This is a genomic window from Streptomyces sp. NPDC046303 (assembly GCF_055588085.1).
Window position 1 is genome coordinate 95,707 of sequence record NZ_JBVJFA010000023.1, and the last position, 23,123, is coordinate 118,829.

Consider the following 23,123-nt stretch of genomic DNA (forward strand, 5'->3'; position numbering starts at 1 on the left):
ACGATCCCGGCCCCAGGGGTCAGCCCGCACCGGGCAGGACCGCTTCCATGCCCTCGTAACGGGGGAAGGTCAGTGCCCGGCCTTCTCGCCGGCCTCGCTGACGGCCGCCTCGTTCTTGCTCTTGAAGCCGTCGAGCACGTGCCGCTGCTCGACGATGATCGTCTGCTGAATCCTCGACTCTTCGGAGAACCAGGTTCCGACCAGCCCGGTCTCGGCCTTGCAGTCGACCTCTGCCAGCGCCAGGTCGATTTCCTCCTTCGAGGCGGGCCGTCCTTCGATGTGCTGGATGCCGTTCGCGGCTTCGAACGGGCTGTTCAGCCCGGGGTGGCCCTTGCCGTCCATGCATGTCGACCAGTCCTTGAGGGCTTTGACGACGGCGGGGGCCTTCATCGACTCGGTGAAGCTGGTGCCGTTGAGCTCGCTGATGCGGGTCAGTTCGTCCGGGGACGGGGCGTTGAGCTGATCCTCGGCCCAGCCGCCGCAGCCCTTGTCGTGGATCTTCTTTCCGTTGTAGGAGTCGCGGGCCTTCTCGCGGGCCTCCATCGGCACCGGCGGGGTCTGCTTGCCGTCACCGGCCTGCGGTGGCATCTTGCGGCCGGTCAGCACCTCCACCTGGACCGCCGTGAGCTGCGCGGTCGGCTGCTTGAGGCGGGGCTTGTCCTGGCCGGGCAGCCCGTAGCCGTGCCGCGCGGCGGTCTCGCGGTCGGTGAGGCCGTAGCGGCGCTCCATGTTGGCGTCGTTCTCGGTGGGCGAGGGGTTGAGCCCCGCGACGGGGAGCTGCACCTCGAGGCCGTAGGTCTTCATGCAGTCCTGGGCCAGCAGGCGCTTTCCGTTGGCGATGGCGACGGTGTCGGCGTAGTCCTGCATGTAGGTTTCCAGCGGCAGGTTCAGGCCCTTGGCCAGCCCCCGCTCGGGGGCGGCGGCGGGCCAGTGGCCCTTGTCGGCCGCCGGGCCGGGGAGGGCTGCCGGGGCGGCCGCGGCGCCACCTGTGACGGTCTGCGTGCCGCAGCCGGTGAGGACCGCGGTGGCGGCCACGACGACGGCGGCGGCGGGGATGCGCTTCATGGGACGGCTGTTCTCTTTCTCAGGCGAAGTGCTGGGAGGCGTTTTCGTTCTTCAGCGCGGTGATCAGATTGGTGTGGGTGCAGTCCCACCCGAGGGACTTCGCGAAGTACTGGGACGTGCCGCCGTACCCGGAGTTGTAGTAGACGCGGTAGTTGTCATCCATGGAGCAGTTCTGCACGCTGGCGGCGTTGTTCTTCACGTACTGGCCGTGGCCGTTGGCGGCGCCGTCGAACACGTACCGGTACGTGACCAGCGTCGAGCCCTGGTAGGCGCTGCTGCCGTAGTAGTCGTGCACGTTCCCGTAGAACAGCGCGTACGCGGAGACGATCCTGCCGTCCTGGATGGCGAGTTCCTTGCTGTTGTAGAACAGCCACAGGTCACCCTGGGTGCAGGTGATCCACGGGACGTCACAGTTGGTCGAAACGGTGCCGGCCGCGGTGTGGGCTTGCGCGGCGCCGCTGATGCCGCACGTGAGGGTGACAGCGGTGGCGAGCACGGCGAGGCCCGCGCCCAGCGGGCGTCGTATGTCGTTCAAAGGATTGTCTTTCGTGGCGGAGGGGCGGGGCGTACCCGCGTGGTACTCAGAGGTGCCAGAGCGTGAACACGGCCGCGAAGAAGACCAGCGCGCACACCGGCACCGACCAGGGGTGCTTCGCGGCTCGGGACCAGCGCGCGAGGAGGCGGGCGTTGAGCAGGCCCGCGGTGAGGCAGTAGACGATCCACAGGGGTTCGAACAGCCAGGCGGGAGAGTCGGCGTAGAAGCTGTAGCCGAGCAGCCACCAGTCGGCCTGGGTGACCAGCAGGAAGAGGTGGACGACCAGGATCCACGGCATGGTCAGGACCACCGCGAGGAAGCGCGGCAGTCGCCATTCCTCGCCCAGGCCGATGCCGCCGGCCACCGCCCACAGCGCACACACCGCGAGCAGTGCCATGTACACGCGGGAGACCGGCTCCCGCCAGGCCGGCACTGCCACTTCGAGGATCTTCATGGGAGACGTCCAGCCTTGGGGGTTCGGTGATCGTGGAGCGGGGGTGGTGCGCAGTTCGTGCGCACCACCCCCGCCGGGGTGCCGGGTTTCAGGTCCCCGGATCGGATCGGATCGGTCCGGTTCGGTTCAGTGCGGTGAAGCGATTACCAGAGGATCCGGTTCAGGTTGTTGGCCAGCCGGCGCCAGGTGGCTCCCGCACCCGCCCTGTACATCCAGCCCGGGATCCACCGGTCCGCGAAGGTGTTGCCTTCCGTGTGGCCGTGGACGTTGAGGTAGAGGTAGCCCCACCTTCCGCCGGTCCACCACTTGGTGATCCAGAACTCGATGTAGGAGTTCCGGCCGTAGACGATGCTGCCGGGGGCGGCCCACAGCAGCAGATAGGTGGAGCCGATGTAGCCGACGCGCACGTTGAAGTTGATGCTTCCCCAGCCGGCGATGCTGTCGCGCAGCGGCATGTACTGCCAGTAGGAGGAGACGCGGCTGGCGCGACCGGCCAGCGGGAAGATCTTGCCGAAGTAGTTCATCCAGTAGCTGAAGACTCCCTGCGGCGTTGCGTTCCCGGAGCCGATGAAGAACTGGAAGCTGTAGTCCAGCAGGCCCGTCGTGTCCCAGCAGTTGACCGGGTCGCCCGAGCAGTACGCGTAGGCGTTGGCGCCGCCCTTGGGGTCCGCGTCCCGGGTCAGGAAGCGGCCGATGGCCGGGTCGTACAGGCGCACGCCCATCAGGGTGAGGCCGCCGACGTTCTCGCTGGAGCGCTGCTTGCCGCCCAGCCAGTCGTAGCGGGTGTCCGCCTGTCCCGCACGCGGGTTGCCGTACTCGTCGGTGGCGATCGCCACCGGCGGCTGGGACGCGTCCAGCGGGAGCTGGAGGGCCACGTCACCGTGGATGTTCGTCAGCTGGAGCACCGTGCCGCCCGTGGCGGTGGTGGTCGCGGCGAAGTCGCCGGGGGCCGAGTTCACGATGCGGGTGACGGCGCCCGACCCGTCCTCCACGATCCAGCTGGGGCTGTCGCCGTCCGCCGCGTAGTGGTTGAGCTTGGACGCGGTCTGCGTCCACGTGCCGGAGGTGTTGCGCTCCACCGTCCACGAGCGGAAGCGCATGGAGGCGTCGAGCTCCCAGGTCTGCCGCTGGCTGCCCGTGGTCTGCTGGCGGACCAGGTCGTTGGCGTAGTAGCCGATCGTGGAGCCGGGCAGGGCCGTGGTGCGGCCGAAGGTGTCGTAGGTGTAGCCGTTGTCGGTCAGCCGGTCGGCGCTGTCGTAGGTGTGGGTGACGGAGGTGCCGCCCGAGGCCGGGCAGGGCGCGCCGGCGGCGCCGGTCGCGGTGGTCTGTCCGGTCCGGTTGCTCCGGGTGTCGAAGGAGTAGGTGCGGGTGGTGCAGCCGTCCACGGAGTCGTCCCGGACGGACGTCAGGCGGCCGAGGCCGTCGTAGCCGTAGGCCTGAGAGGTCAGGCCCGAGTGCTCCAGTACCTGGCCGTGGATGGAACGGGTCACGCTGTCCGACAGGACGGCCGTGCCGTCGCTGGTGCGGGTGTACTGGCGCAGCAGGACACCGCCCGCCGGGTCTCGGCGCTGGGTGAGCGAGTAGCCGCCCGGGAGCGTCTCGGACACGACGGCGCCGTCGGCGTCGTACACGGCCTTGAAGGTGCCCGCCACCGAGTCGGTGGTCTGGGTGGCCACGCCGCGGGGCTCCGTCGCGTGGTCGTAGGTGTACGTCACCGTGGACGGAACGGAGTCGCTCTCCTTGACCGGGCGGTCGAGGAGGTCGTACTCGCTCGTGCTGACCCCGCCGTCCGCGTCGGTGTAGGAGACGACACGGCCGAGCTTGTCATAGGCGGTGGTGATCGTGCCGGCCGTGGGGGAGACGCTCTTGACCGCCCGCCCGGTGACCGGGTCGTACTCGGTCCGGGTTTCCGGCACCGCCGTGCCGAGGCCGCCGGTGACCTTCACGCCGATCTGCCGGCTCGCGGCGTCGTACGTCTTCTCGGTGACCCGGGTCTGGCCGCCGATGGTCTCCGTGGACTTCGTCGGGTTGCCCCAGAAGTCGTATTCGGCGGCGACGGAGGGCCGCTCGCTCGGATTGGTGCCGCCGCCCGTGATGGCGCCGGCGGGACGGGTGATGCAGGGACGGTCGGCCCATTCGGGACGGCCCTTGCACTCGCCGGTACCGGTCGCCGACCAGTACGTGGTGAGCTGGGTGGTCGCGGCCTGGCCGCCACCGCCGGGGAGCGTCTCGCTGGTGGCCCGGCCCTGGTCGTCGTACTCGGTGGTCTCGACGAGCGCGACACCGTGCGGGTCCTCGACCGTCCTGGTCTTCAGGCCCTTCACCCAGTCGTAGGTGTGCTCGGTGATCCGCGGCTCCGCCATCAGCGACGGGTGGGCCAGGAGCTGGGCGCCGATCGAGACGCGGGTGATCTGGTTCTCCACCGTGGCGGAGCCGTCGGTGGGACGGCCCTCGTCGTAGGTGTTCTTCGTCCAGTTGCGCGCCACGACGGACTGGCCGGCCGCCACCAGGGTGGAACCGCCGGAGGTCAGCGGCTGGGCGAGGGTGACCCTGCGCAGCGGGGCGAGGGCCTCCAGGCCCCGGGTCCCGGTGCTGTCGTACACCGTGCGGGCCGAGAGCAGCTCGGCGCGCTCCGCGGACGGCAGGTTCTGGATGCCCAGGTCGGCGAGGGTGGCCTGGTCGGAGGCGCTGAGGCCGAGGGCCAGTGCACGGTTGGCGGCGGACAGGCTGTGGACCGCGTTGCCGTACCGGTCGTACTCCTTGGTGGTGATGTGCCCGCCGGGGGCCGCGGAGTTCACCTCGCGCCCGGAGGCGTCGGTGTACATGAGCGCCGCACGCGTGTAGTGCGACGCGGAGAGCTGGGCGCCGTCGCCGGAGGAAGGCACGCTGTCCGCCGGGAAGATGGCGGTGGCGTCGGTGACCAGCTGCTGCTGACCCCAGGCCTTCACGTCGTTCGGACCCATCTGGTACGGGGCCTTCGCACCGGTCAGCGGGACGTCGTAGACGATGGAGGAGGCGGCGGAGCCCTCCTCCACGTCGACCGTGCCCTGCTTCAGGCCGGGACGGGACAGCTTCAGCAGCATGCCCTCACCGGCGGCGGGGCTGCTGCCCGCCTTGCCGTAGGTGAACGTGTAGGGCAGCTCCGACTGCGACTTCAGCGAGGTGATGCGGCCCGCGGGGTCGTAGTCGTACTCGACCATGGTGGACTGCGCCAGGTTGGGGTTCCACTGCTGGCGGAGCCGTCCGGTGCTGTCGTAGCGGTACGTGGACACCGGCTTGGAGGTGGCCTCGGACGCGCCCGGCTCGGTGGACCAGAGCCTGATCTCCTTGACCCGGTCCGTGAAGTCGCCGAACGCGAAGGTGGTGGCCGTCGTGCTGGTGGCGTAGCCGAACTCGATCACCCGGCAGCCCTTGGTGGCCGGGGCCGTGGCACAGGTCGTCAGCGGGACCGCTGACGTCGAACCGACCAGCAGCTTCGGGCGCGACAGTTTCTTGCCGTCGATGGTCACCGTCTCGGCGATCACCTTGGTCTCGCTGCCGGACAGGCCCTCCTGCTCGGAGGTCGTCGCGGGCCAGGTGAGCTGGGCCGCGTCCTGCTTGGCGAACTCGGTGACGTGGCCGCCGTTGTCCTTCAGGGAGAAGGAGGTGGCGAAGGAGCCGGTGAGCGTCAACTCCTCGGACCCGGGCTCCGGCTTCCAGCCGCCGCCCGCGACGGAGGTGAAACCGATCTCCAGGCCGCCGAGGGTGACCAGCGCGAGGGAGGTCTCGGAGGTCTTGCGCACGTGCAGCCAGGAGCTGTTGCCGTCCAGCGCGGTGCCGGACAGCCACTCCTTGCCGAAGATCGGCACCGTGTCCGAAGCGGCCTGGACGCGGCCCCGGGAGGCAGCGCTGCGGGCGACCGTCAGGCCGTAGGCGCTGGCGTCGGTGGCCGAGATGACGTAGTCGCCGGTCAGCATGTTCAGTACGCCCGGGCCCATGGTCTGGGTCGGGGCGGTGCCCGCGTTCCGGTCCACGGTCAGGGTGCGGGCGGGGGAGTTCGCCGTCTGGGCGCCGACGGTGAAGACCGCGCGGACCGAGACGGAGCCGTCCTGCGCCAGCGTGTCGGTGATGTTCCAGTTCAGGGCCTCGGGGCGGCCCTGCGGCGAGGCCAGCGGCCAGGACGCCACGGCCGAGCCGTCGGCGGCCTTGCGGACATCGGCGACCGGAACGTCCTGCCAGGCGTCGGTGTCCCCGCGCCGGTACTGGAAGGTGACCCCGGTGTAGGTGTCCTTGCCCTCGGCGGCGAGAACGGTACGGCGCGCCGCCCGGTCGCCCTCGGAGGGGGAGGTGAGGGCGGCACCCGTACCGGCGGCGAAGGAGTACGAGGTCTCGGCCGACAGGTTGGCCGCCTCGTCCCGGGTCCGGACCCGCACGGTGTGCTGGCCCGCGCCGAAGGTCAGCTGCTGGGTGACGGCAGTCGTCGTGGTGAGGGTGGTCCAGGGCGCGCCGTCCAGCGAGTACTGGATGTCGCGGACATCGGAGGCGGGGGGAGTGAAGGTGAATCCGCCGGACAGCTTGCCGTCCGCATCCGGGGTGCCGGACCAGGCATCAACGGGGAAAGCCGCCGAGGAGATGCCGGTCGTGGCCGGGGCGGTGGTGTCGACGGTGAAGGTCTTCCACGCCGACCAGCTGGTGTTGTAGTGGGTTCCGTCGTAGGGGCTGGTGCGGAACTTGTACGTCTTGCCGCCGGCCAGAACCCCTGCGGGGACGGTCACCGAGGCGACCTGGCCGGAGGGAACGAACGAGGAGGCGATGACACCGCCGACCTGGGTGTCGGTGGCCGAGTCGAAGATCTGGAACGTGCCGTTGACGCTGTCACCGTTCGCGTCGACGAAGGTGTCGCGGAGGGTGGGGGTCAAGGTGTTGACCGTGTACGCACCGTTGTAGGAGAAGAACGGCGGCCCGGCTTCTTGGTTCGTGCCGGTCTTGGGCCGGTAGTTGTACGTCACCACCAGCTTCGGGACGTTGCTCGCGGCGTTGGCGGAGTTGACCCGCTTCCACTGCTTGACGTTGTTCTCGTCCGTGGCCCGCAGGCCCATGCCGGAGGACGTCCACTTGTTGTTGGACCAGTGCTGGACCAGGCTCGTGACGTCCGCGTTGATCCAGCCGTCCGGGGCCGAGGTGCAGGCGGGGTTGCCCTTGGTCTCGGTCGACGTGGCCATCTTGGTGACCATCGCCGGCTGGTCGGTCCACCGGGAGGCGGTGGTGGCACCGTTGGCGGTCCACACCTCCCAGGGCTGGGCGGTGCAGTCCGTGTTGGCCGAGTGGAAGGCCCACAGCGACAACTTCGCGTCCGAGATCAGCGCGTCGGCGACCGGCGCGGTGTTCCAGGTGATGAAGGACCGGGCGGTGCGCCAGGTGCCGTCTGCGTTCTTGGTTCCCGGATTGCCGAGGTCCAGCTCCGTGTCGTGGGACCAGTCGACGGTCTCGCCCTGCTGGACGTAGGTGTCGAACAGGTTGCCCATCGAGGAGGTCGAGGGGTCGACGGTCACGGGGTACTTCGTCGCCGGGTCCGCGAGGAACGCGGCGTCGGGGGTGAGGACGAGGTCGACACCGTCCTTGGTCTTGACGACTTTCAGGCCGACCTTGGCGCGGCGGGTGTGCTCACCGGAGACCGGGTCGACGGTGGCGTCCCACATGACCGGGGCGGGCATCGTCGCCGTCTTCTTCGACTTCTTGTCGGTGAACAGCACACTGCCGTCGGGCTGCTGCTCGACCTTCAGACCCTTGGTCTTCAGCGGCAGCGTGTAGCCGAAGCCCGCCGCGGGCTTCGCCTTGACCTCGACGAACTGCTCGAAACCGGTGCGCGTCGCCTCCACGACGACGTCCGCACCCGGAACCGCCTCCGCGTAGGTCGCCCGGGTCCCGTCGAGCTTCGGCGCGGGCAGCCCGCCACGCCACTGCAGCGTGATCGCCTCGTCACCCTGGCCCAGCGTCACCAGGTCGGTGGCGGGCGTCGCTTGGGCAGCGCTCAGCGACTGCGCCTTCGCGCCCGTCTTGCCGGACAGCCTCAGCCCCTGCGGGTGTGCCTTGGACACGACCGAGCCGTCAGCGGCCGCGGTCAGGTCGACGTCCACGTCACGCCACTGGCCGGTGACCGCGTCCTGGAAACGGATCGGCCCCGCCGCGACCTCGGAGGTCAGCGAGCCGTCCTTGTTCACCCATGTCGTCGACGTCTCCGTCCGCTCCGACAGGGCCTCGACCCGCTTGCCCGACAAACGGGCCGCCACGCGGGCGGAAGCCATGTCCGCCGCGGTCGTCGCCGCCGGCGCCTCGGGCTTCCCGGCGGGCTTGGGCTGAGGAGCGGCGAGCGCCGGTTCGGAGCCGTGGAGCGCCGTAACCCCCATCACGAGGGCCAAACCCAGCGCGGTGACACCCCACCTGCGTGGGCCACCGGTCAACGGACGGGTACGCCGCAAGGGCATGCCCGATCTGCTACGAAAATTCACTATCCCCCCAGGAAAGTGCTCAGCGCATGGCTCAAAATGGCACAGCGCGGAGCGAAGAGTAACCGGATGTTCCGCTTCTAAGAACCGGACAGAACCACCCACGCCCTGCCTTAGGTTGATCGAGAGTTATCAAAAGGTGAGAAAGCAAATCGATCTCTCATGTTTAGCGCCATGCGATAAGGCGAGATTTAGACAGAAGCCACAGGTCGCGGGCGAGTACTCCCGTGCAGGCAGCGACGGGCCGCAGGGCCGGAGATGTCCGCGAGGCCACCGCGCCGCCGTTCCCCAGCGGGGTGCCGCCCGCGAACTGGCCGACCTCGTGGATGCCGGAGAAATTCCGGAGGGCGCCGCAGGTGACGAGGACGATCGCGCCGATCACCGAGATCGGCAGCAGGACGCGGAAGACACCGCGGACCAGGTCGGCCCAGAAGGTGCCGAGTTCACCGGTGCGCGAGAGCGCGAAGCCCCGTACGAGGGCGACGGCGAACCGCCGGTCACCCTGCCGCATGAAAAGCGTGCGACACGTCACCGGCACCTCACGTACCGTCCCCGTGTGCTGCGAGCGGAGCCCCTGAGGCGGAACAAGGACTTCAACGTCTTCTTGCTCGGCCAGGCGCTGTCCGTCCTCGGCGGGTCCATCTCGCTGCTGGCGCTGCCGCTGCTCGTCCTCGACGCGACCGGGTCCCTCGTCCAGATGGGCCTCATCACCGTCATCTCCGGGGTCACCGGCATCGCCACGGGGATGTTCGCCGGTTACGTCGTGGACCGGGCGGACCGCCGCCGGCTCATGATCGTCTGCGATCTGCTGCGGGCCGTGCTGTTCTGCGCGGTGCCCCTCGTGTGGTGGGCCGCCGGACCGCGGGTCTGGCTGCTGTACGTGCTGACCGCGCTGGCCACCGTACTGACGACGCTCTTCGACGTGGCCTACGTGACGGCCGTGCCGCAGCTCGTGCGCACCGAGGACCTCACCGCCGCCAACGGCAGGCTGATGGGCACCTTCGCCGTCGGAACGCTCCTCGGGCCCGTGGCGGCCGGGTTCCTCACGGCCGGGGTGGGCGCGGAGCGGGCGCTGGCCGTGGACGGTGCGACCTTCCTCGTCTCCGCCGCCAGCCTTGCCTGGGTGCGGTTCGGCAAGCCGGCGGGAGAGCGTGCGGAACCGGCGGCAGGGGTGTTCCGCGAGGTGTTCGTCGTCGGCTTCCGCTTCCTGTGGGCGCATCCGCTGCTGCGCCCCCTCACCGTGCTGCTCACCTTGCTGACCTTCGTCACCATGGGCGCCACCGACCTGCTGATCTACCGCGTCCAGCACGATCTGGGCCGGGACGCCGCCACCGTCGGCTACGTGATCGCCGTGAGCGGGACCGGCGTGGTCGCCGCGGCCGCCACCGCCGGGCGTCTGCGCCGGACCTTCGGCTTCGGTCCCTGCTGGCTGGCCTCCGTCGCGATGATCGGGGTCGCGGTGGCGGTGACCGGGGCCGGCCGCAGCGTGCCGGTGATCGCCGCGCTGGCCGCCGTGCTCATGTTCGGGCTGACCCTGGCCGGAGTGTGCAGTATGACGCTGCGCCAGGAGGTGACCCCCGACCACCTGCTCGGCCGCGTCACCTCCGCCTTCTGGACCGTGCACAACGCCTCGGGCCCGGTGGGCGCGGCCGTGCTCACGGTGCTGGCCGCCCGCCACGGGGTCCCCGCGGTCAGCCTGGCCGCCGGCGCCTTCTGCCTGCTGGTGCTCGGCGCCGGCCTGCTGACGCCGCTGCGCCCGCGCCGGGCCGCCCGCAAGGACGCCCCCGGCTTCGGCCGCCGTATCAAGGCGGCCGCGGGGGCGTCCCTCAAGCGCGGGCGGTAGCGGTCAGAACCGGCCGGGGCCCACCGGGAACGGCAGCGGCTTCGACGGCTTCGCCGAGTCCTGCCGCTCGGCAGCGGCCGGCGCGGTCTGGCAGGTCACGTCCTCGGCGGGCAGCCGGCCCGTCGTCAGGTAGGAGTTGACCTGGACGTCGGCGCAGGAGCCGGGGTTGGTGAGGTACACGCCGTGGCCCTCGCCGCCGGCCACCAGCACCATGCGGGAACCCTTGAGCGCGCGGTGCAGGCCCTCGCCGCTGGTCAGCGGGGTCTGCGAGTCCCACTCGTTCTGCACGGTCAGGACGTTCGCCTTCTTCTTCATCGGGGTGGCCGACTCGACCGGCCGGTCCCAGAAGGCGCACGGCTTGATGTTCGACGCGAAGTCCCCGTACAGCGGGTACCGGACCTTGTCCCTCGCCGCGTCCCGCTCGTACTGCTCGGTGTAGCGGGGCCAGTTGCCCGTGTCCCCGCACACCACGGCCCAGAAGACGGCCGTGCCGTTGTCCGGGGCGGGCCCGTCCGCCGCCCGCCCGCCGGTGAGCAGCCGCTTCAGCTCGGCCCGGTCCGCGCCCGCGGGCTGCGGCTTCCCCTCGGCCGCGGCCTTGAGGGCCACGATCAGCGGGGTGGCCTGCGCCGGGTAGAAGAACACCCCGCGCGCCGAGCGGATCAGGTCGCCGTCGACCTTCTGCCCCTCGAAGTCGATCGGCTCCTGGTCGGCGCGCGCCACCAGCGACCAGAAGGTGTCGGAGACCGCCTTCGGGGTGTCGCCGAGCCCGAACTCGGCCGACCGCTCGGCGGCCCAGCCCGTCCACCGCGCGTAGGCGGGCTCGGCCTCGGTGGCCCACACCTGGATCATGCCGCGCCAGATCCGCTGCGGGTCCACGCCGCTGTCCAGCACGAAGCGGTCGGTCCGCTCCGGGAACATCTGCGAGTACACCGCGCCGAGGTAGGTGCCGTACGAGTAGCCCAGGTACGAAACCTTCCGCTCGCCCAGCACCGCACGGATGGTGTCCATGTCGCGCGCCGTGTTGCGGGTGGTGATGTGCGGGAGCACGGACCCGGCGTTCTCACGGCACTTGTCGGCGACCGTGCGCGCCCACGTCACGTCGGAGGAGAAGGTCTCGGGCCGGTACGCCCGGTCGAAGGCCTGCTCGCTGTCGGTGAGCCCGCAGGAGATCGGGCTGCTGGCGCCGACCCCACGCGGGTCGAAGCCGATGAGGTCGTACTGGTCCCGTACCTCCTTGGACATCAACTCGCCCGCCATCAACGGCAGATCGAGGCCGCTGCCACCCGGACCGCCCGGGTTGAGGAGCATGACACCGTGCCGCTTGGCGGGGTTCTCGCTCTTCACCCGGGATATCGCGAGATCGATCGTGGAACCCTGCGGACGCCGGTAGTCGAGGGGCACCTTGAGGGTGGCGCACTCGTACGACGCCGGCTGGTCCGGGCTGCACCGGTGCCAGGACGGCTGCTGGCTCAGGTACTTCGGCGCCGACGCGGCGGAGACCTGCGTCGCGGTCAGCAGGGGCACGGTGGACGCGATGAGTCCCGCGGCGGCGAGCAGCGGTGCGAGGCGTTTCATGCGCACGATGTGACGTTCCTTTCGGCGAAGTCGCTTACCCGCCCACCTTGTTGTATGCGGCGGCGGGGCGAATCATCCCGAAGGCCGGGACATGTGCGTCTCACGAATGAGCCGAAATCCGGACAACTGGCCGACACGCCGCCGTCGTAGGCGCTCGGCGCGGTTCCCGGCCCGTTCGAGTACACCTAGTCGCCGTCGCCTGGAGCCGAACCGTGTCTTCCGACCGCCGGCCGGGTAATCCCCGACCGCTCAGGGGGCCAGGGGGAGTTCCCGGAAACCTGCGAAGGAGAAGCACCGTGGAAGCGCTCCGGCTGATCGCACCCGTCCTGGTCGTCGCGGCCGTGGTGCCCGGCACCCTGCTGGGCCGCCGGCTGGCCCGCCGGATCGGTCAGCCCGAGGTCATCGGCGAGATCACCTTCTGCCTGCTGCTCGGAGCGCTCCTGGTCGCGCGGGCCGGCTGGGGCGGGCCCGGTTCACCCGGCCGGGAACTGCTGGCGGAGCTGGGCCACTTCGGGCTCGCCGTCTTCCTGGCCGGGGCCGTCCACCAGATCCGCTCGGGCGTCGCCCGGCTGCCGGGAAGAGCGGTCCTGTGGCTCTCGGCGGGCTCCGCGCTGCTGCCCATGGCCGCCGGAGCGCTGCTGGCCGTATGGGTGATCCGCTCCGACGACCCGCGGCTGCGCGGGACGGCGCCGGCCGCCGCCCTCGTGCTGATGCTGGCGATCTCCCTCGCCGTCACGGCGGTACCGGTACTCGCCCGGATCCTCGCCGACCGGAAGATGGAGCACACCGAGAGCGGCAGGCTCGCGATGGCCTCCGCCGTGTCCATCGACGCGGTCACCTGGGTCCTGCTGGCCGTCGCGGTCGCACTGGCCACGGGCCGGGGCGGCCTGGGCACGGCCCTGGCCGTACCGGCCGTCGGGGTGCCGGCGGCCTTCGTACTGCGGCGGCTCGCCGGCACCCATGCGGCGGCCGCGCTCGCCGTACGGTTCCCCCTCCCCGCGACCCTGGCGGTGGCCGCCGCCGCCGGGGCGGCGGCCGGAGCGACCCGGCACTTCGGGCTCACCGACGTGTTCGGCGCGGTACTGGTCGGCCTGGCCCTGCCGGCCGACGGCCGGGGCGGCCCGTGGACCTCCGCGGCCAAGGCGCTCGGCCGCACCGGACGACTGCTGCTGCCCCTGCTGTTCGTGATCACCGGTACCACCCTGGCGGCCGGCCCCGAACCGGCGTTCTCCTGGCGGGTGTTCCTCTTCGCGACCACCCTGGCCGTCGTCGCGAAGCTGGCCGGCAGCTACGCCGGCGCGCGCCTCGGCGGCCTGTCCCACCCCACCGGACTCCGGCTGGCCGCCCTGATGAACACCCGGGGCCTGACCGAGATCGTCGTCCTGCAGGTCGGCTACGGCGCCGGGATCCTCACGCCCCCGCTCCATCTGGCGCTCGTCGTCATGGCGCTGCTCACCACGGCGCTGTGCGGTCCGCTCCTGTGGGCCATCGACCGCCGGATGCCGTCCGAGGAAGCGCAGCGGTCAGTGGTGGCCGCCGTGCGCGGCGCCGGTCTCGACGGCGCCGCCGATGCGGCCGCGCAGCGCGGTCAGGGCGTCCGCTGACGGGGCGGTGACCACCCAGCGGCTCCCCACCAGGTAGGTGCCGCCGTACGCCCGGGCCTCGGTCAGCCAGGAGCGCAGTCCCTCGTCGGCGGCGAAGGTGGCCATACGGTAGGCGCCCTGCCCCGTCTCGCAGCCGCCCTCGCGCAACTCCTCCGCCTGGACGTCCACATGGGCGGTGCAGCCGACGGCGGCGGCGATCTCCTCGATCGAGGCGGACGGTGCCCGGCTCTCGTGGTCCCGCGCGCCGTGCGCGGACGGACTTGCCGCGCAGCCGCCGGCCGTCAGTACGGCGCACAGGGCGGCGACCGCCGGCGCGGCGGCACGCGGAACACGGTGGTGCGGGAGGGCGGCGGACGGCGACGGCATGGCTCTCTCTTCCTCACGGGCCGACGGGGGAGCGGCCGTGGTGCCCGGGCGGGGAGGGGGCCCGGGCGCCACGGGTCCAGGGCCTTTCCTAATGCGCCGCCTTCGCCTTCTTTCCCTTGTCGGTCACGGCGAACCAGAGGCCCTGCTTGTTGTGCCCGGTGATATCACCGGGCCCCTTGTCGCCGGTGAACGAATAGACCGGCCAACAGTCGATCGTCAATTGTTCCGAACCGTCGGGACGCTTCACCGAGCCGATGAGTTCGGCGGGAATTCCCGACACCTTGGACTTGTCCACCGGCTCGGCCGGCTTCCAGGTGTTCAGACAGGCATCGAGGCAGCCGATCTTCATCGGCCAGGCGCTGTCCTTGTCGAACCGGTAGAGCGTGCGGCCCTCCCCGTCCGTGAGGATGGCGCCGAGCATGGCGTTCTGCGCGACGGAGAGTCCGGCGCCCTGCGCCGGCGCCTTCTCGGCGGCGGCGGCCGGCTTTCCGTCCGCTCCGAGCGCGTGCCAGGTTCCGCCGACGCCCTCACCGAGCGCGTCCCCCGGTGCGGCGTCCTTCGCGTAGCGGTACACGGGCCAGCCCGCCAGGGTCAGCTGACGGGTGCCGTCGGCCCGTGCGACCGAGCCGAGCAGCCCTGCGTCAATGCCCTCACCTGCGGTGACGTCGTCCGCCGCCACCGGGGGCCACGCCGTGGCGCAGTCCCCCTCGCAGGCCGACTTGGGGGGCTTGGGCGTGTCCTTGTCGAACCGGTAGAGCGTGAAGCCCTCGCTGTCGGTGACCGCGCCGCCCACGTTCGGGAGCTCGGCGACCTTCAGCTCCCCGGCCGGACCGTTCTTCCCGGCTCCCGCTCCGGCCCCGGCTCCGGCCCCGCCCGCCGGGGCGGCCCCGGCGCCGCTGTCCCCGTAGGCGGGATCCGCCCCCGAGCCGGACCCGTACGCGCCGTCCCCGCCGTCCGCGCCGTACACCGACCCGACGTTCTTGCTGCCACCCGCCGGCTGTACCGCATTCGCCTTTCCCGGAGGTTTCTCGGCGAGCCCGCATCCGGCGGTCAGCAGCAATACCGCGACCGCCGCCGACCCGATGCCCATCTCCCGACGCATTTTCCGCACGATCTCTCCTCCAGGTCCGGTCCAGCTTTTCCGTTCGTCCCTGCCGTAATTGATACGGGGCCGGGACCGGACCGGAACCCATTCCCGGGGAATTTATCGGATCGCGCCAAGAAATGAACCGGGGGACGGTCCGCGGACGTGCACCCCCATCAGTCCTGGATGCGCAGTGCGAGCGCCGGGCAGCGGCGGACCGCGCGCAGCGCCTTGGGCCGGAGCCGGGCCGGCACGGGCATGGCGGCCTCGGCCGGATAGCCGTCCGCGTCGAGCCGTACGACATCGGGGAGGATGTCCACGCACAGCCCGTGCCCCTTGCACAGCGTCCAGTCCACGACGAGCCGTTCCGGACTCTCGTCGCGCGGCAGCGGCAGCGCCCCCAGCACCCGCCGGCCGCACCCGCTGCCGAGGGCGTGGTCGTGGAACTCGTCGGGGAAGGCGGCGAGCGCCGAGGCGACGAAGTGCGAGGTGCCGTCGGGATGGCTGCACGCACCGCGCCCACGGACCGCCGTCAGTCGCGCCTCGACCGTCTCCAGGGCCGTGCCGCCCCCGCCGCGGACCGCGTCGTCCAGTACGTCGGCCAGCGCGGGCAACCCCCGTACGCAGGGCCCGCACTGGCCCGCCGACTCCTTCGCCATCCACCGGGCCACCCGCGCCACCTCACCGGCCGGGCAGGTCTCCTCGGGCAGGGGCAGTACCGCCCCCGCCCCCAGGACCGCGCCGAAGGCCGCCAGGGAGTGCCGGGACACCAGGGCGGACCGCGCGGCCACCGGGTCCAGCCATCTGCCGTGGTAGCCGCCGACCAGGACGCCCTGCCCCGGGCCCGTACCGCACAGCTCCAGGACGTACGGCAGCGAGGAGCCGGTCGGCGTCTCGACGACCGTGGAACCGGCCACGGTCAGCAGGACCGTGCCCGGCTCGGCCGGCAGCCCCGTGGAGCGGTACTCCCGCGCGCCCAGCCGTGCGGCGAGGCCGAGCTGGGCGAAGGTCTCCGTGTTCGACAGCAGGGTGGGCACGCCCCCCAGGCCCCGCTCGCTGGTCCGCACCTTCCGGCCGGACGGCAGCACCGCACCGCCGTTCAGACCGCTGACGAGGGCCGTGCCCTCCCCGGTGACGAAGCGTTCGGGAAGCCGCGACACGCGCACCCGGCGCCCGGCCGGACCGCGCTCCGCCACGGCGTCGCGCACCGACTGCTCCACGTCCGCCCGGGTGACAGCCACCACGACGTCGTCGGCGCCGAGCGCCGCGGCGGCCAGCAGCGCGCCGTCGAGCACCAGATGCGGGGCGTGCAGCAGCAGCGCGGTGTCCTTCAGGCAACTCGGCTCGCCCTCACTGCCGTTGACGACGACGGCCGTGGGCGCGTCCCGCCCCCGGGCCGAGCGGGTGACGGCGCGCAGCTTGCGCGCGAACGGGAAGCCCGCTCCGCCCCGCCCCCGCAGGTCGATGTCGTCGGCGAGCCGGACCAGGTCGTCCGGGCGGAACCGGGGCAGCGTCCCGTGCACGGCGAGATGGGCGGCGCGGTCCAGCCGGGGGAGCCGGTCGAGTCCGGCCAGCAGCCTGGGGGCGCCCACACAGCCGAGTCCGGGGCGCGGCTCGCCGGTCACAGCCACCGCTCCGCGGCGGCCGGCCGCTCGCCGTAGATCCGCGTTCTCCGGCCGGCCGTGGCGTAGGCCCGGGGGCCCGGCCGCGGCAGCGGCGCCCGTCCGGGGGCCATCAGCGGACGCGTCCCGCCGCCGGCGCCCGCTCCGGTGCCCGAGCCGGCACCGACGCCGCGGCGGGGGGCCGTTCCCGTGCGCGGACCGGTGCCCGTACGCGGCCCCGGAGCCGGAGCCGGAGCCGGAGAGGGAGCGGAAGTGGGGCGTGAACGGCCGCCGTGCGCCCGCGACTTCACGCGCAACACGAGCACCGCGGCGACACCCAGGAGGCAGAGCGCGTACGCCGCCGTCACCCAGGCGCCGCCCGGGCGGCCCGCCTTGAGCCCGTGCACCAGGGAGGCGCCCCAGGCCGGATAGGCGCCGAAGTGCAGGGCCCGCCACCACAGGGAGCGGCTCTTGGTCGCGAACACGCTGCGCACCGCGCCGGAGACCGCGACGGCCACGAAGAGGTAGCCGGCCACCGTGCCCAGTCCGATGAGGACGGGCCGGTCGCCGTCCGCGAACGGCAGCACCGCGGCGGCGGCGGTGGTCTGTGCCTCCGCGACCTTGACCCAGATGTGCAGGGCCAGGAAGCAGAGCCCGGCCACGGCCAGTCCGCGGTGCGCGCCCTGGGCGAGCAGCCGGTGGCCCGGACCGAGCAGCACCCGGTCGGTGGCCGCCAGCCCCCACAGGACGGTGGCGGTGAGCGAGACGAGCGAGAGCACGCCCGCTCCGAAGTCGAGGAAGTCCCACAGCTGGGTCAGGGCGCCCGCGCGGACCACCACGATGAGGGAGGCGAGGGCCGCGAGGGCCGCCGGTGCGGTCGCCGGGTGGCGACTCCTGCGGCGGGCCCGGTGCGAGCGGCGTAGGTACGGCTGAGACAGGGGCATCCAGATCTCCTGTGCGCCCGGGGCCCCGAGCACTCCACCTGGCGCTCGGTACCCGGGGGTCGTTGTCGCTCTGCCCGGCAGCGCTGTGGAATTCCCGCGCCGGCCGAGGAGCTGGGGCCGGAGTGCAGAAGCATCGTGGAGCTACACGGCGCCTCCACAGGATTTATCGAAACGTGATAATTTCTCGCACCGCGTCTCCGGGGCATCGAACAACCCCGGAAGATTCCCCTCCAGCGGAGGTTGCGACAGGCCACCACGCCACCCGCCGCCTACGCGTCCCCGACGGCAAAAACACGGCAAAACCGCGGGACCGAACGGGGCCGGACCCCTCCAGGAGGGAGTACGAGGGGCCACAACTCCCTTGTCGCGCCGGGACATTGGCGCGAGAGGCAACCTCGGCGGGCTTGTCCTCCGCAACCGGACAGGCCTCACCCCGGCACGAACGAGGAAACGATGTGCGAACTTCTGAACCGCATCTGGTCCCGCCCCCGCGGCGAGTGGACCCGCGTCCTGCGACGGGAACTCCCCGCACTGGCCGCCGAGATAGTGGAGGAGCTTCTGCATGGAATTCCGGGATTTTCCGCCCTTATCGATGACAACGATGCCATCGACGACGAAGTGCTCAGACGGCGGGTGGAGGAAGCCCTGCTCATCGCACTCGGCTACCGCGCCAAGGCAGACGGGGCGCACAAGGAAAAACAGGACCGAGACCGAGACCGCGACCGCGACCAGGACCGAGACCGCGACCAGGACCGAGACCCCGACCCGGACCGGCAGCAACACCCCTGCGCGGAAGCCGACATACCCGCGGAGACCGACCCGGGGCACCGGCACGCGGGCCTGGAGGTCGTTCACGGAAGGCAGCACGAGAGGCGCCGGCACCCCGGGCCTGCCGGCGACCGGGCGCGTGAGGAGCTGTTCAAGGCCCTCACCGATGACCGGACCGCCTCCGGGACCTCCCTCGCCGAGCTCTCCGAGCTCGCCGAGACGGCCGGCTGGCCCCTCCCGGTGGCCGTACGGGCCATCGCGCCTGCCGCGCCCGGAGAGGCCCAGCAGCTGGCGACCGTACTGGACGACGCCCTCGCCGGGACGTTCGCGGGCCGCCCCTGCCTGCTGGTCCCGAGCCCCGATCCCGACACCCGGGCCCCGTTCGAACTCCCCTTGCGCGGCCGGTTCGCCGCCGTCGGCCACGCGGTACCGCTCCGGGACACCGCGTCCTCGCTGCGCTGGGCCCTGCGCCTGCTCGCGCTGACCCCCGCCCGCGCGGGTCTGGAGGCCCGCCCCGTCTTCGTGGACGACCACCTGTCGACCCTGCTGCTGCTCCAGGACGAACCCCTGGCCCATGCGCTGGCCGCCCGCTGGCTCCGGCCGCTGGCGGACCTGACCCCGCGCCAGAGCGAGCGCCTGGAAGTGACCCTCCTCGCCTGGCTGGAGGGCGGCGGCGCACCCGAAGCCGCCAAGGCCCTGAGCGTGCACCCGCAGACCGTGCGGTACCGCATGCGCCAGCTGGAGAAGCTCTTCGGACCCGGCCTGCGCGACCCCCGCACCCGGTTCGAACTGGAGATGGCCCTGCGCAGCCGCCGGCTGATGGCCCAGGTGCGCCGGCACTCGCGGGTGGGGCGCAGGACGGCCCGGCTGGTCACGGCGGACTTCACCCCGGTGGTCGTCGGACGGATGGCCCGCGTCAACGGCCTGTGACGGACGGACGAGGAGGCAACGACGGCCGGCACGGCCCCGTACGGACGGGGCCGGGCCGGCCGTTCACGAGGCGGCCGAAACCGCCCCGCGCAGCGTCGAGTCGAGGTACAGCAGCTCCTCGTACCCCCGCGCGCAGGCCTCGCACCCCGCCAGATGGCGTACGAGGCCGCGGGGTCGCTGCGCACGGCCGCGCCGGACGGCCGAACCGAGCATGTGGCCGTAGTGGCCGCACCGCCCGTCCGCCGCGGAGTTCAGATGGGCGAGGAGGTACGCCTCGCGCAGGCCCTCCCGGGCCCGGAAGGCCAACGAGGCCACCGCGCCGGGGGTGATGCCCAGCAGCGCGGCGACCTCGTGCGGAGAGTCCTCCTCGACCAGGGTGTGCCACAGGACGGCCCGCCAGCGGGCGGGCAGCGTCCGGAAGGAGCGGGCCAGCAGCCGGCGGTCCTCGTCGGCCAGCAGCCGGCGCTGCGGATCGCCTCCGGCCGCCGCCTGCCGGCACCAGGTGTCGAAATCCGCCGTCAGGAGCGTCCTGCCGTCGCCGTCGCTCCACTCCATGGCCGTGTGGCGGACGACGGCCAGCAGGTACGCGCGCCACGGGCCCCGGGGCCCCGCGCCGGAGCGGACGGCCTGCAAGGTCCGGGCGAAGGCCTCGGAGACGAGGTCCTCGGCGTCCTGCGGGGTCCGGCAGCAGGTGCGCGCGTACGCGAGGGCGGCCCGCCGGTGCCGCCGGTAGAGGAGATCGCCCACGGCCTCGTCCACGGTGCCCGAGCCGTATCCGCTCCTGAGCCGCCGGGTGAGTTCCCCGTCGGAGGGCGCGGTCGCGGACCGCGGACCGTCCGCGGATTCAAGAGGGCCGGACATGGCACTCCTCGTGGGTTCGGGTCCCGGACGGGGGCGGTGCGAGGGGGAGGTGCCGCACCCCGCCCGGGAGTTCGCGGAACCCGCCGCGTCAGCGGCAGGTGCGCCCCCTGTTGATGCAGTCCACGGCGGTGGCCATCAGGCCGTTCGGCATCACGTTGATGAAGTCCCCGTGGTCGGTCACCGGTTTGTGGAGCTGCTCGGGGAAGCTGTCCACGGCGAACCGCGACCCCGGCGCGACCCCGTACGTGATCCGCTGCACCAGCTGCGGGATGGCGCTGAAGCCCTTCGGGCAGCGCCCGTCGCGGTTCGCGAAGGCCACGTGCGTGCGGTGGTTGGCGCTGTCGGTGTTGCGGCCGTCCCAGCAGCTCTGGAAGCTGAAGGTGCGCACCACGTCGCTGCCCTTGGGGCAGATCGGGTACTTGTCCTTCAGCTGGCGGTTCTCGAATCCGGTGCAGCTCCACGAGGCGTTGGCGTTGCCGGTGCCGTTGGTGAACGCCTTGGCGTCGCCGGTGATGATCCGCAGGAACCGGGGCATGGCCCTGACCTTGCCCTCGGGGCTCCCCTTGAAGGTGATCGTCACCTGCTTGGGCCGCAGGATCGTGCCCACGTTCGCGTCCAGGCCGCCGCCCGGCGCCTGCGCGTCCCGCTCCGCCTTGCCGTCGCGCAGCCGCAGGACCGGCCAGTAGTAGCTGGACAGGTCGCCGTTGCCGCAGGTGGTGCCGGCCGCGGCGAGGCTGTCGTTGGTGGAGAAGGCGTCGGTGGACTCGTTGCCCACGTAGTCGTGCATGTGGTGGGCGCCGTTGGAGACACCGGGCGCGACGATCACGTTGTCGGGGTTGAAGTGGCCGTTCTCGTTGCGCCCGCACCGCGAGCTGAAGGAGCCGGCGGAGGCCCCGGCCGACGCCCCCGGCGTGCGGACGTTCGGGCGCACCGTGCCGATGGCGACGAAGTCGCTCCGCGCCGGACCGCCCTTGCCGCCGATGCTCCGCGCGGCGCCCGCGTCGGCGGCCGCACCGAACTCCCCGTCCTGCGCGGGGTCCTCCTCCACGGAAGCCTGCTTCACCTCGCACCCGCTCATGGCCTTGAGCTCCTCCGGGCGGGCCGCGGAGCGGGCTATCGCGTCGGAGATGCGGCCGATGGTCTCCTCGCGCTGCTCGCGCAGCCCGCCGATCAGCTCCTCTCCCCCCGCCTCGCCCGCGGCGAGCCGCCGGTAGGCGTCGGCCACCTGGACGTCCAGCTGGGCGAGGCCCTCGTCGACCTCGGCCCGCGCCTGGTCGGGTACGGCGGTCAGCCGGTCACCGACGTCGGGGCAGTCGATGGTGGCGGTCACCTGCGCCGCGCCGCCCGCGTCCAGGCGGCCGTCCTGACCCGCGTTGGCGCTCCCGGCGACGACGGCGACCCCGCCGCCGCCCAGGACGAGTGCGGAGACCACGGCCAGCAACTTGTTCGACAACCGGGGGCGTTTGCGGCCCTTTTCGCTCATGCGATCACTTCACTTCACTTCGTGGTTCGGACATCGGACGGGGCAGGGGTCCCGTCGGGGACGTTGAGCGCGTCGAAGTCGACCAGCCCGCTGTCCTCGAGGACCGTGATGTGGTCCAGGACCGTGGCGTTGGCGGAGGTGGCCAGGGCGCGGACCATGGAGTTGCGGGTCTGCGCCCGCACTTGGGCCAGCAGCGCGAACACCTTTCCGTGCGCACGGCGCAGCAGCTGGATGAACAGCCGCTCGTACTCGTCCCCTTGAGCCCGGGTCAGCTGGCCCAGCCATCCCCGCTGCTGCTCGGACGGCTGGTTGGGCAGGTCGACCCCGAGGGCCTGGCCGGCCTGGATGGCCTGACGGTCCAGCTCGGTGTGGCCCTCCACGAGGTGCTCCCCGGCCGTGCGCACCGCCGCGCGCGTTCCGCGCTGCTGGGCCTGCCGTCCCGCGGGCAGCTCCCACAGGCCGGCGAGCCGTACCTTGCGTACGAAGTCCCGGTCCGCGGGGGTCAGCGGACCGTACGCCGTACTCATGATCCCGGCGCCGTCGTCCTCGGCGGCCGGCCGCGCGGCCGTAGCCGAGGCCCGGGCGCCGAACTTCTCCACGGGGATCAGCAGGGCGATCAGCGTGACGGCGAGCGCCATGATGACGAAGGCGCTGCCGATCGTGTATCTCGTGGCCACCGAATACCTGCTGAGGGAACGCCACCGGAGTGACAGCACAGTGCCTCCTAGGTCCATGGGCCGGGAGGGGCAGCGGGGCCGGAGGGTCCGCACGCGCCGTGCGTGGCACACCCGCATTCCCGGGGTGTCATGGGACGCTAGTGCCCCGGGTGGTGCCCGGACCGGAGGACATCACCCTTGGATAAACATCCGGGCGAGCCCCCGAAAGGCTGATATCTTGCCGCGCCGTGCCTCCTGCCGTGCCTCCCGCCGGCAGCCATGGGGGCAGGAGCCGCCGCACCTGATCTCCTGTGGCTCGAGGCACATTGAGGGACAAGGGCCTGACGGTGGTCGTCAGTACGCACGGCCTGGAACAGCCTTCGACGCCGACCACCCCTTCCCGGCCGATGACCGATCTGTACGCCGACCGGGCCGCGTACGGGCCGTGGCCCAGCGGCTCGGCACCGGCCGGCTGCGCGTGGCCCCTCCACCCTGCACCTGGGGACGGCCTCCCGCTCTGGTCGCCGGCGCTCGCCTGTGCGGTCGCTGACCGGTGGCGTTCCCGACCTGAGCCCACGGCGGCCGTGGTGGCGCCGGCCGCCCTCCGGTCCCTTGGACCTCTGGCTGCCCGAGGTGCGCACGCTGCCGCAGGACCCGGCCGGCGCACCGCACGAGACCGGCGCCGTACGGAAACTGCGGCCGCTGTCCGACACCGTCCACGAGGTGTTCGGCGTGTCCCCGACCGCGAGGAGACACCCGCATGACCACCACCCGGCCGGCCGTCGTAGAAAGCCCCGGCGCTGCTCCCGCGCCGAGCCCTACCGCCGCATCGGCTCGGGCGGCGCCCCCGTGAGCCGGGGCGTGCGCCT

At 72.1% G+C, this 23,123-nt stretch carries 15 protein-coding genes and 2 pseudogenes; 4 read left to right on the plus strand and 13 right to left on the minus strand.

Translation table 11 applies throughout. The features are described 5' to 3' along the window. Window positions 1–69 precede the first annotated feature (69 nt). From ACZ6I1_RS23725 to ACZ6I1_RS23745, 5 genes and pseudogenes are all read right to left on the minus strand, one after another. Window positions 70–1,065: a hypothetical protein gene (locus ACZ6I1_RS23725; RefSeq protein WP_469290238.1), complete on the minus strand. Its 996-nt coding sequence runs from the start codon at window positions 1,063–1,065 to the stop codon at window positions 70–72. A gap of 19 nt (window positions 1,066–1,084) precedes the next feature. After that, window positions 1,085–1,600 carry a hypothetical protein gene (locus ACZ6I1_RS23730; protein ID WP_469290239.1) on the minus strand — a complete coding sequence of 172 codons (516 nt, stop codon included), beginning with the start codon at window positions 1,598–1,600 and terminating at the stop codon, window positions 1,085–1,087. A 46-nt stretch (window positions 1,601–1,646) separates the two neighbouring features. Continuing rightward, the gene (locus tag ACZ6I1_RS23735) at window positions 1,647–2,054 is read right to left on the minus strand and encodes an SCO4225 family membrane protein (protein ID WP_469290241.1); all 408 of its coding nucleotides are present in this window, start codon (window positions 2,052–2,054) and stop codon (window positions 1,647–1,649) included. A 143-nt stretch (window positions 2,055–2,197) separates the two neighbouring features. Continuing rightward, window positions 2,198–8,440 (minus strand): DNRLRE domain-containing protein, encoded by a 6,243-nt coding sequence (locus tag ACZ6I1_RS23740; protein WP_469290283.1) that lies wholly within the window; start codon window positions 8,438–8,440, stop codon window positions 2,198–2,200. A gap of 361 nt (window positions 8,441–8,801) precedes the next feature. Then, window positions 8,802–9,026 (minus strand): annotated as a pseudogene (locus ACZ6I1_RS23745) (potassium-transporting ATPase subunit KdpA); the annotation flags it as partial. Between the two features lie 69 nt (window positions 9,027–9,095). Here ACZ6I1_RS23745 and ACZ6I1_RS23750 point away from each other — a divergent pair. Then, a complete protein-coding gene (locus tag ACZ6I1_RS23750) occupies window positions 9,096–10,382 on the plus strand; it encodes an MFS transporter (protein WP_469290244.1) in 1,287 nt (428 codons plus the stop codon). 3 nt (window positions 10,383–10,385) lie between these two features. Here ACZ6I1_RS23750 and ACZ6I1_RS23755 read toward each other — a convergent pair whose 3' ends face one another. Continuing rightward, window positions 10,386–11,957, minus strand: a complete 1,572-nt coding sequence (locus ACZ6I1_RS23755) for an alpha/beta hydrolase (RefSeq protein WP_469290285.1) — start codon at window positions 11,955–11,957, stop codon at window positions 10,386–10,388. Between the two features lie 296 nt (window positions 11,958–12,253). Between ACZ6I1_RS23755 and ACZ6I1_RS23760 the strand changes: the two genes are divergently transcribed. Beyond that, on the plus strand, window positions 12,254–13,561 hold the full coding sequence (locus ACZ6I1_RS23760; RefSeq protein WP_469290246.1) for a cation:proton antiporter: 1,308 nt from the start codon (window positions 12,254–12,256) through the stop codon (window positions 13,559–13,561). Here ACZ6I1_RS23760 and ACZ6I1_RS23765 read toward each other — a convergent pair. The 4 genes from ACZ6I1_RS23765 to ACZ6I1_RS23780 all read right to left on the minus strand — a co-directional run bounded on the left by ACZ6I1_RS23765 (window position 13,481) and on the right by ACZ6I1_RS23780 (window position 17,556). Continuing rightward, a complete protein-coding gene (locus tag ACZ6I1_RS23765; protein WP_469290248.1) occupies window positions 13,481–13,927 on the minus strand; it encodes a hypothetical protein in 447 nt (148 codons plus the stop codon). The genes ACZ6I1_RS23760 and ACZ6I1_RS23765 overlap by 81 nt on opposite strands. An 88-nt stretch (window positions 13,928–14,015) precedes the next feature. Next, complete coding sequence (locus ACZ6I1_RS23770; RefSeq protein WP_469290287.1) at window positions 14,016–15,029, minus strand: SCO0930 family lipoprotein; 1,014 nt, start codon at window positions 15,027–15,029, stop codon at window positions 14,016–14,018. 158 nt (window positions 15,030–15,187) lie between these two features. After that, entirely contained in the window at window positions 15,188–16,636 is a 1,449-nt protein-coding gene (locus ACZ6I1_RS23775) for an NADH-ubiquinone oxidoreductase-F iron-sulfur binding region domain-containing protein (protein ID WP_469290250.1), read from the minus strand. After that, window positions 16,633–17,556, minus strand: coding sequence for a hypothetical protein (locus tag ACZ6I1_RS23780; protein WP_469290252.1), 924 nt, complete (start codon window positions 17,554–17,556; stop codon window positions 16,633–16,635). The genes ACZ6I1_RS23775 and ACZ6I1_RS23780 overlap by 4 nt, the downstream gene beginning before the upstream one ends. A gap of 453 nt (window positions 17,557–18,009) precedes the next feature. Here ACZ6I1_RS23780 and ACZ6I1_RS23785 point away from each other — a divergent pair, with 453 nt between their 5' ends. Next, window positions 18,010–19,254: a PucR family transcriptional regulator gene (locus ACZ6I1_RS23785; protein WP_469290254.1), complete on the plus strand. Its 1,245-nt coding sequence runs from the start codon at window positions 18,010–18,012 to the stop codon at window positions 19,252–19,254. Window positions 19,255–19,317: 63 nt separating this feature from the next. Here the strand turns inward: ACZ6I1_RS23785 and ACZ6I1_RS23790 are convergent, their stop codons facing one another. From ACZ6I1_RS23790 to ACZ6I1_RS23800, 3 genes are all read right to left on the minus strand, one after another. After that, window positions 19,318–20,115 (minus strand): RNA polymerase sigma factor, encoded by a 798-nt coding sequence (locus ACZ6I1_RS23790; RefSeq protein ID WP_469290256.1) that lies wholly within the window; start codon window positions 20,113–20,115, stop codon window positions 19,318–19,320. Window positions 20,116–20,203: 88 nt separating this feature from the next. Continuing rightward, window positions 20,204–21,598, minus strand: coding sequence for a DUF1996 domain-containing protein (locus ACZ6I1_RS23795; RefSeq protein WP_469290259.1), 1,395 nt, complete (start codon window positions 21,596–21,598; stop codon window positions 20,204–20,206). A 14-nt stretch (window positions 21,599–21,612) separates the two neighbouring features. Beyond that, window positions 21,613–22,275 carry a DUF4142 domain-containing protein gene (locus ACZ6I1_RS23800; protein ID WP_469290261.1) on the minus strand — a complete coding sequence of 221 codons (663 nt, stop codon included), beginning with the start codon at window positions 22,273–22,275 and terminating at the stop codon, window positions 21,613–21,615. 711 nt (window positions 22,276–22,986) lie between these two features. Between ACZ6I1_RS23800 and ACZ6I1_RS23805 the strand changes: the two are divergent. Continuing rightward, window positions 22,987–23,115 (plus strand): annotated as a pseudogene (locus tag ACZ6I1_RS23805) (hypothetical protein); the annotation flags it as partial. Between the last annotated feature and the right edge of the window lie 8 nt (window positions 23,116–23,123).

Coding starts and splice junctions, on each gene's coding strand:
- ACZ6I1_RS23785 (WP_469290254.1), top strand. CDS start 18,010: ATGTGCGAACTTCTGAACCGCATCTGGTCCCGCCCCCGCGGCGAGTGG.
- ACZ6I1_RS23735 (WP_469290241.1), bottom strand. CDS start 2,054: ATGAAGATCCTCGAAGTGGCAGTGCCGGCCTGGCGGGAGCCGGTCTCC.
- ACZ6I1_RS23765 (WP_469290248.1), bottom strand. CDS start 13,927: ATGCCGTCGCCGTCCGCCGCCCTCCCGCACCACCGTGTTCCGCGTGCC.
- ACZ6I1_RS23770 (WP_469290287.1), bottom strand. CDS start 15,029: ATGCGTCGGGAGATGGGCATCGGGTCGGCGGCGGTCGCGGTATTGCTG.
- ACZ6I1_RS23795 (WP_469290259.1), bottom strand. CDS start 21,598: ATGAGCGAAAAGGGCCGCAAACGCCCCCGGTTGTCGAACAAGTTGCTG.
- ACZ6I1_RS23725 (WP_469290238.1), bottom strand. CDS start 1,065: ATGAAGCGCATCCCCGCCGCCGCCGTCGTCGTGGCCGCCACCGCGGTC.
- ACZ6I1_RS23790 (WP_469290256.1), bottom strand. CDS start 20,115: ATGTCCGGCCCTCTTGAATCCGCGGACGGTCCGCGGTCCGCGACCGCG.
- ACZ6I1_RS23780 (WP_469290252.1), bottom strand. CDS start 17,556: ATGCCCCTGTCTCAGCCGTACCTACGCCGCTCGCACCGGGCCCGCCGC.
- ACZ6I1_RS23740 (WP_469290283.1), bottom strand. CDS start 8,440: ATGGGGGTTACGGCGCTCCACGGCTCCGAACCGGCGCTCGCCGCTCCT.
- ACZ6I1_RS23755 (WP_469290285.1), bottom strand. CDS start 11,957: ATGAAACGCCTCGCACCGCTGCTCGCCGCCGCGGGACTCATCGCGTCC.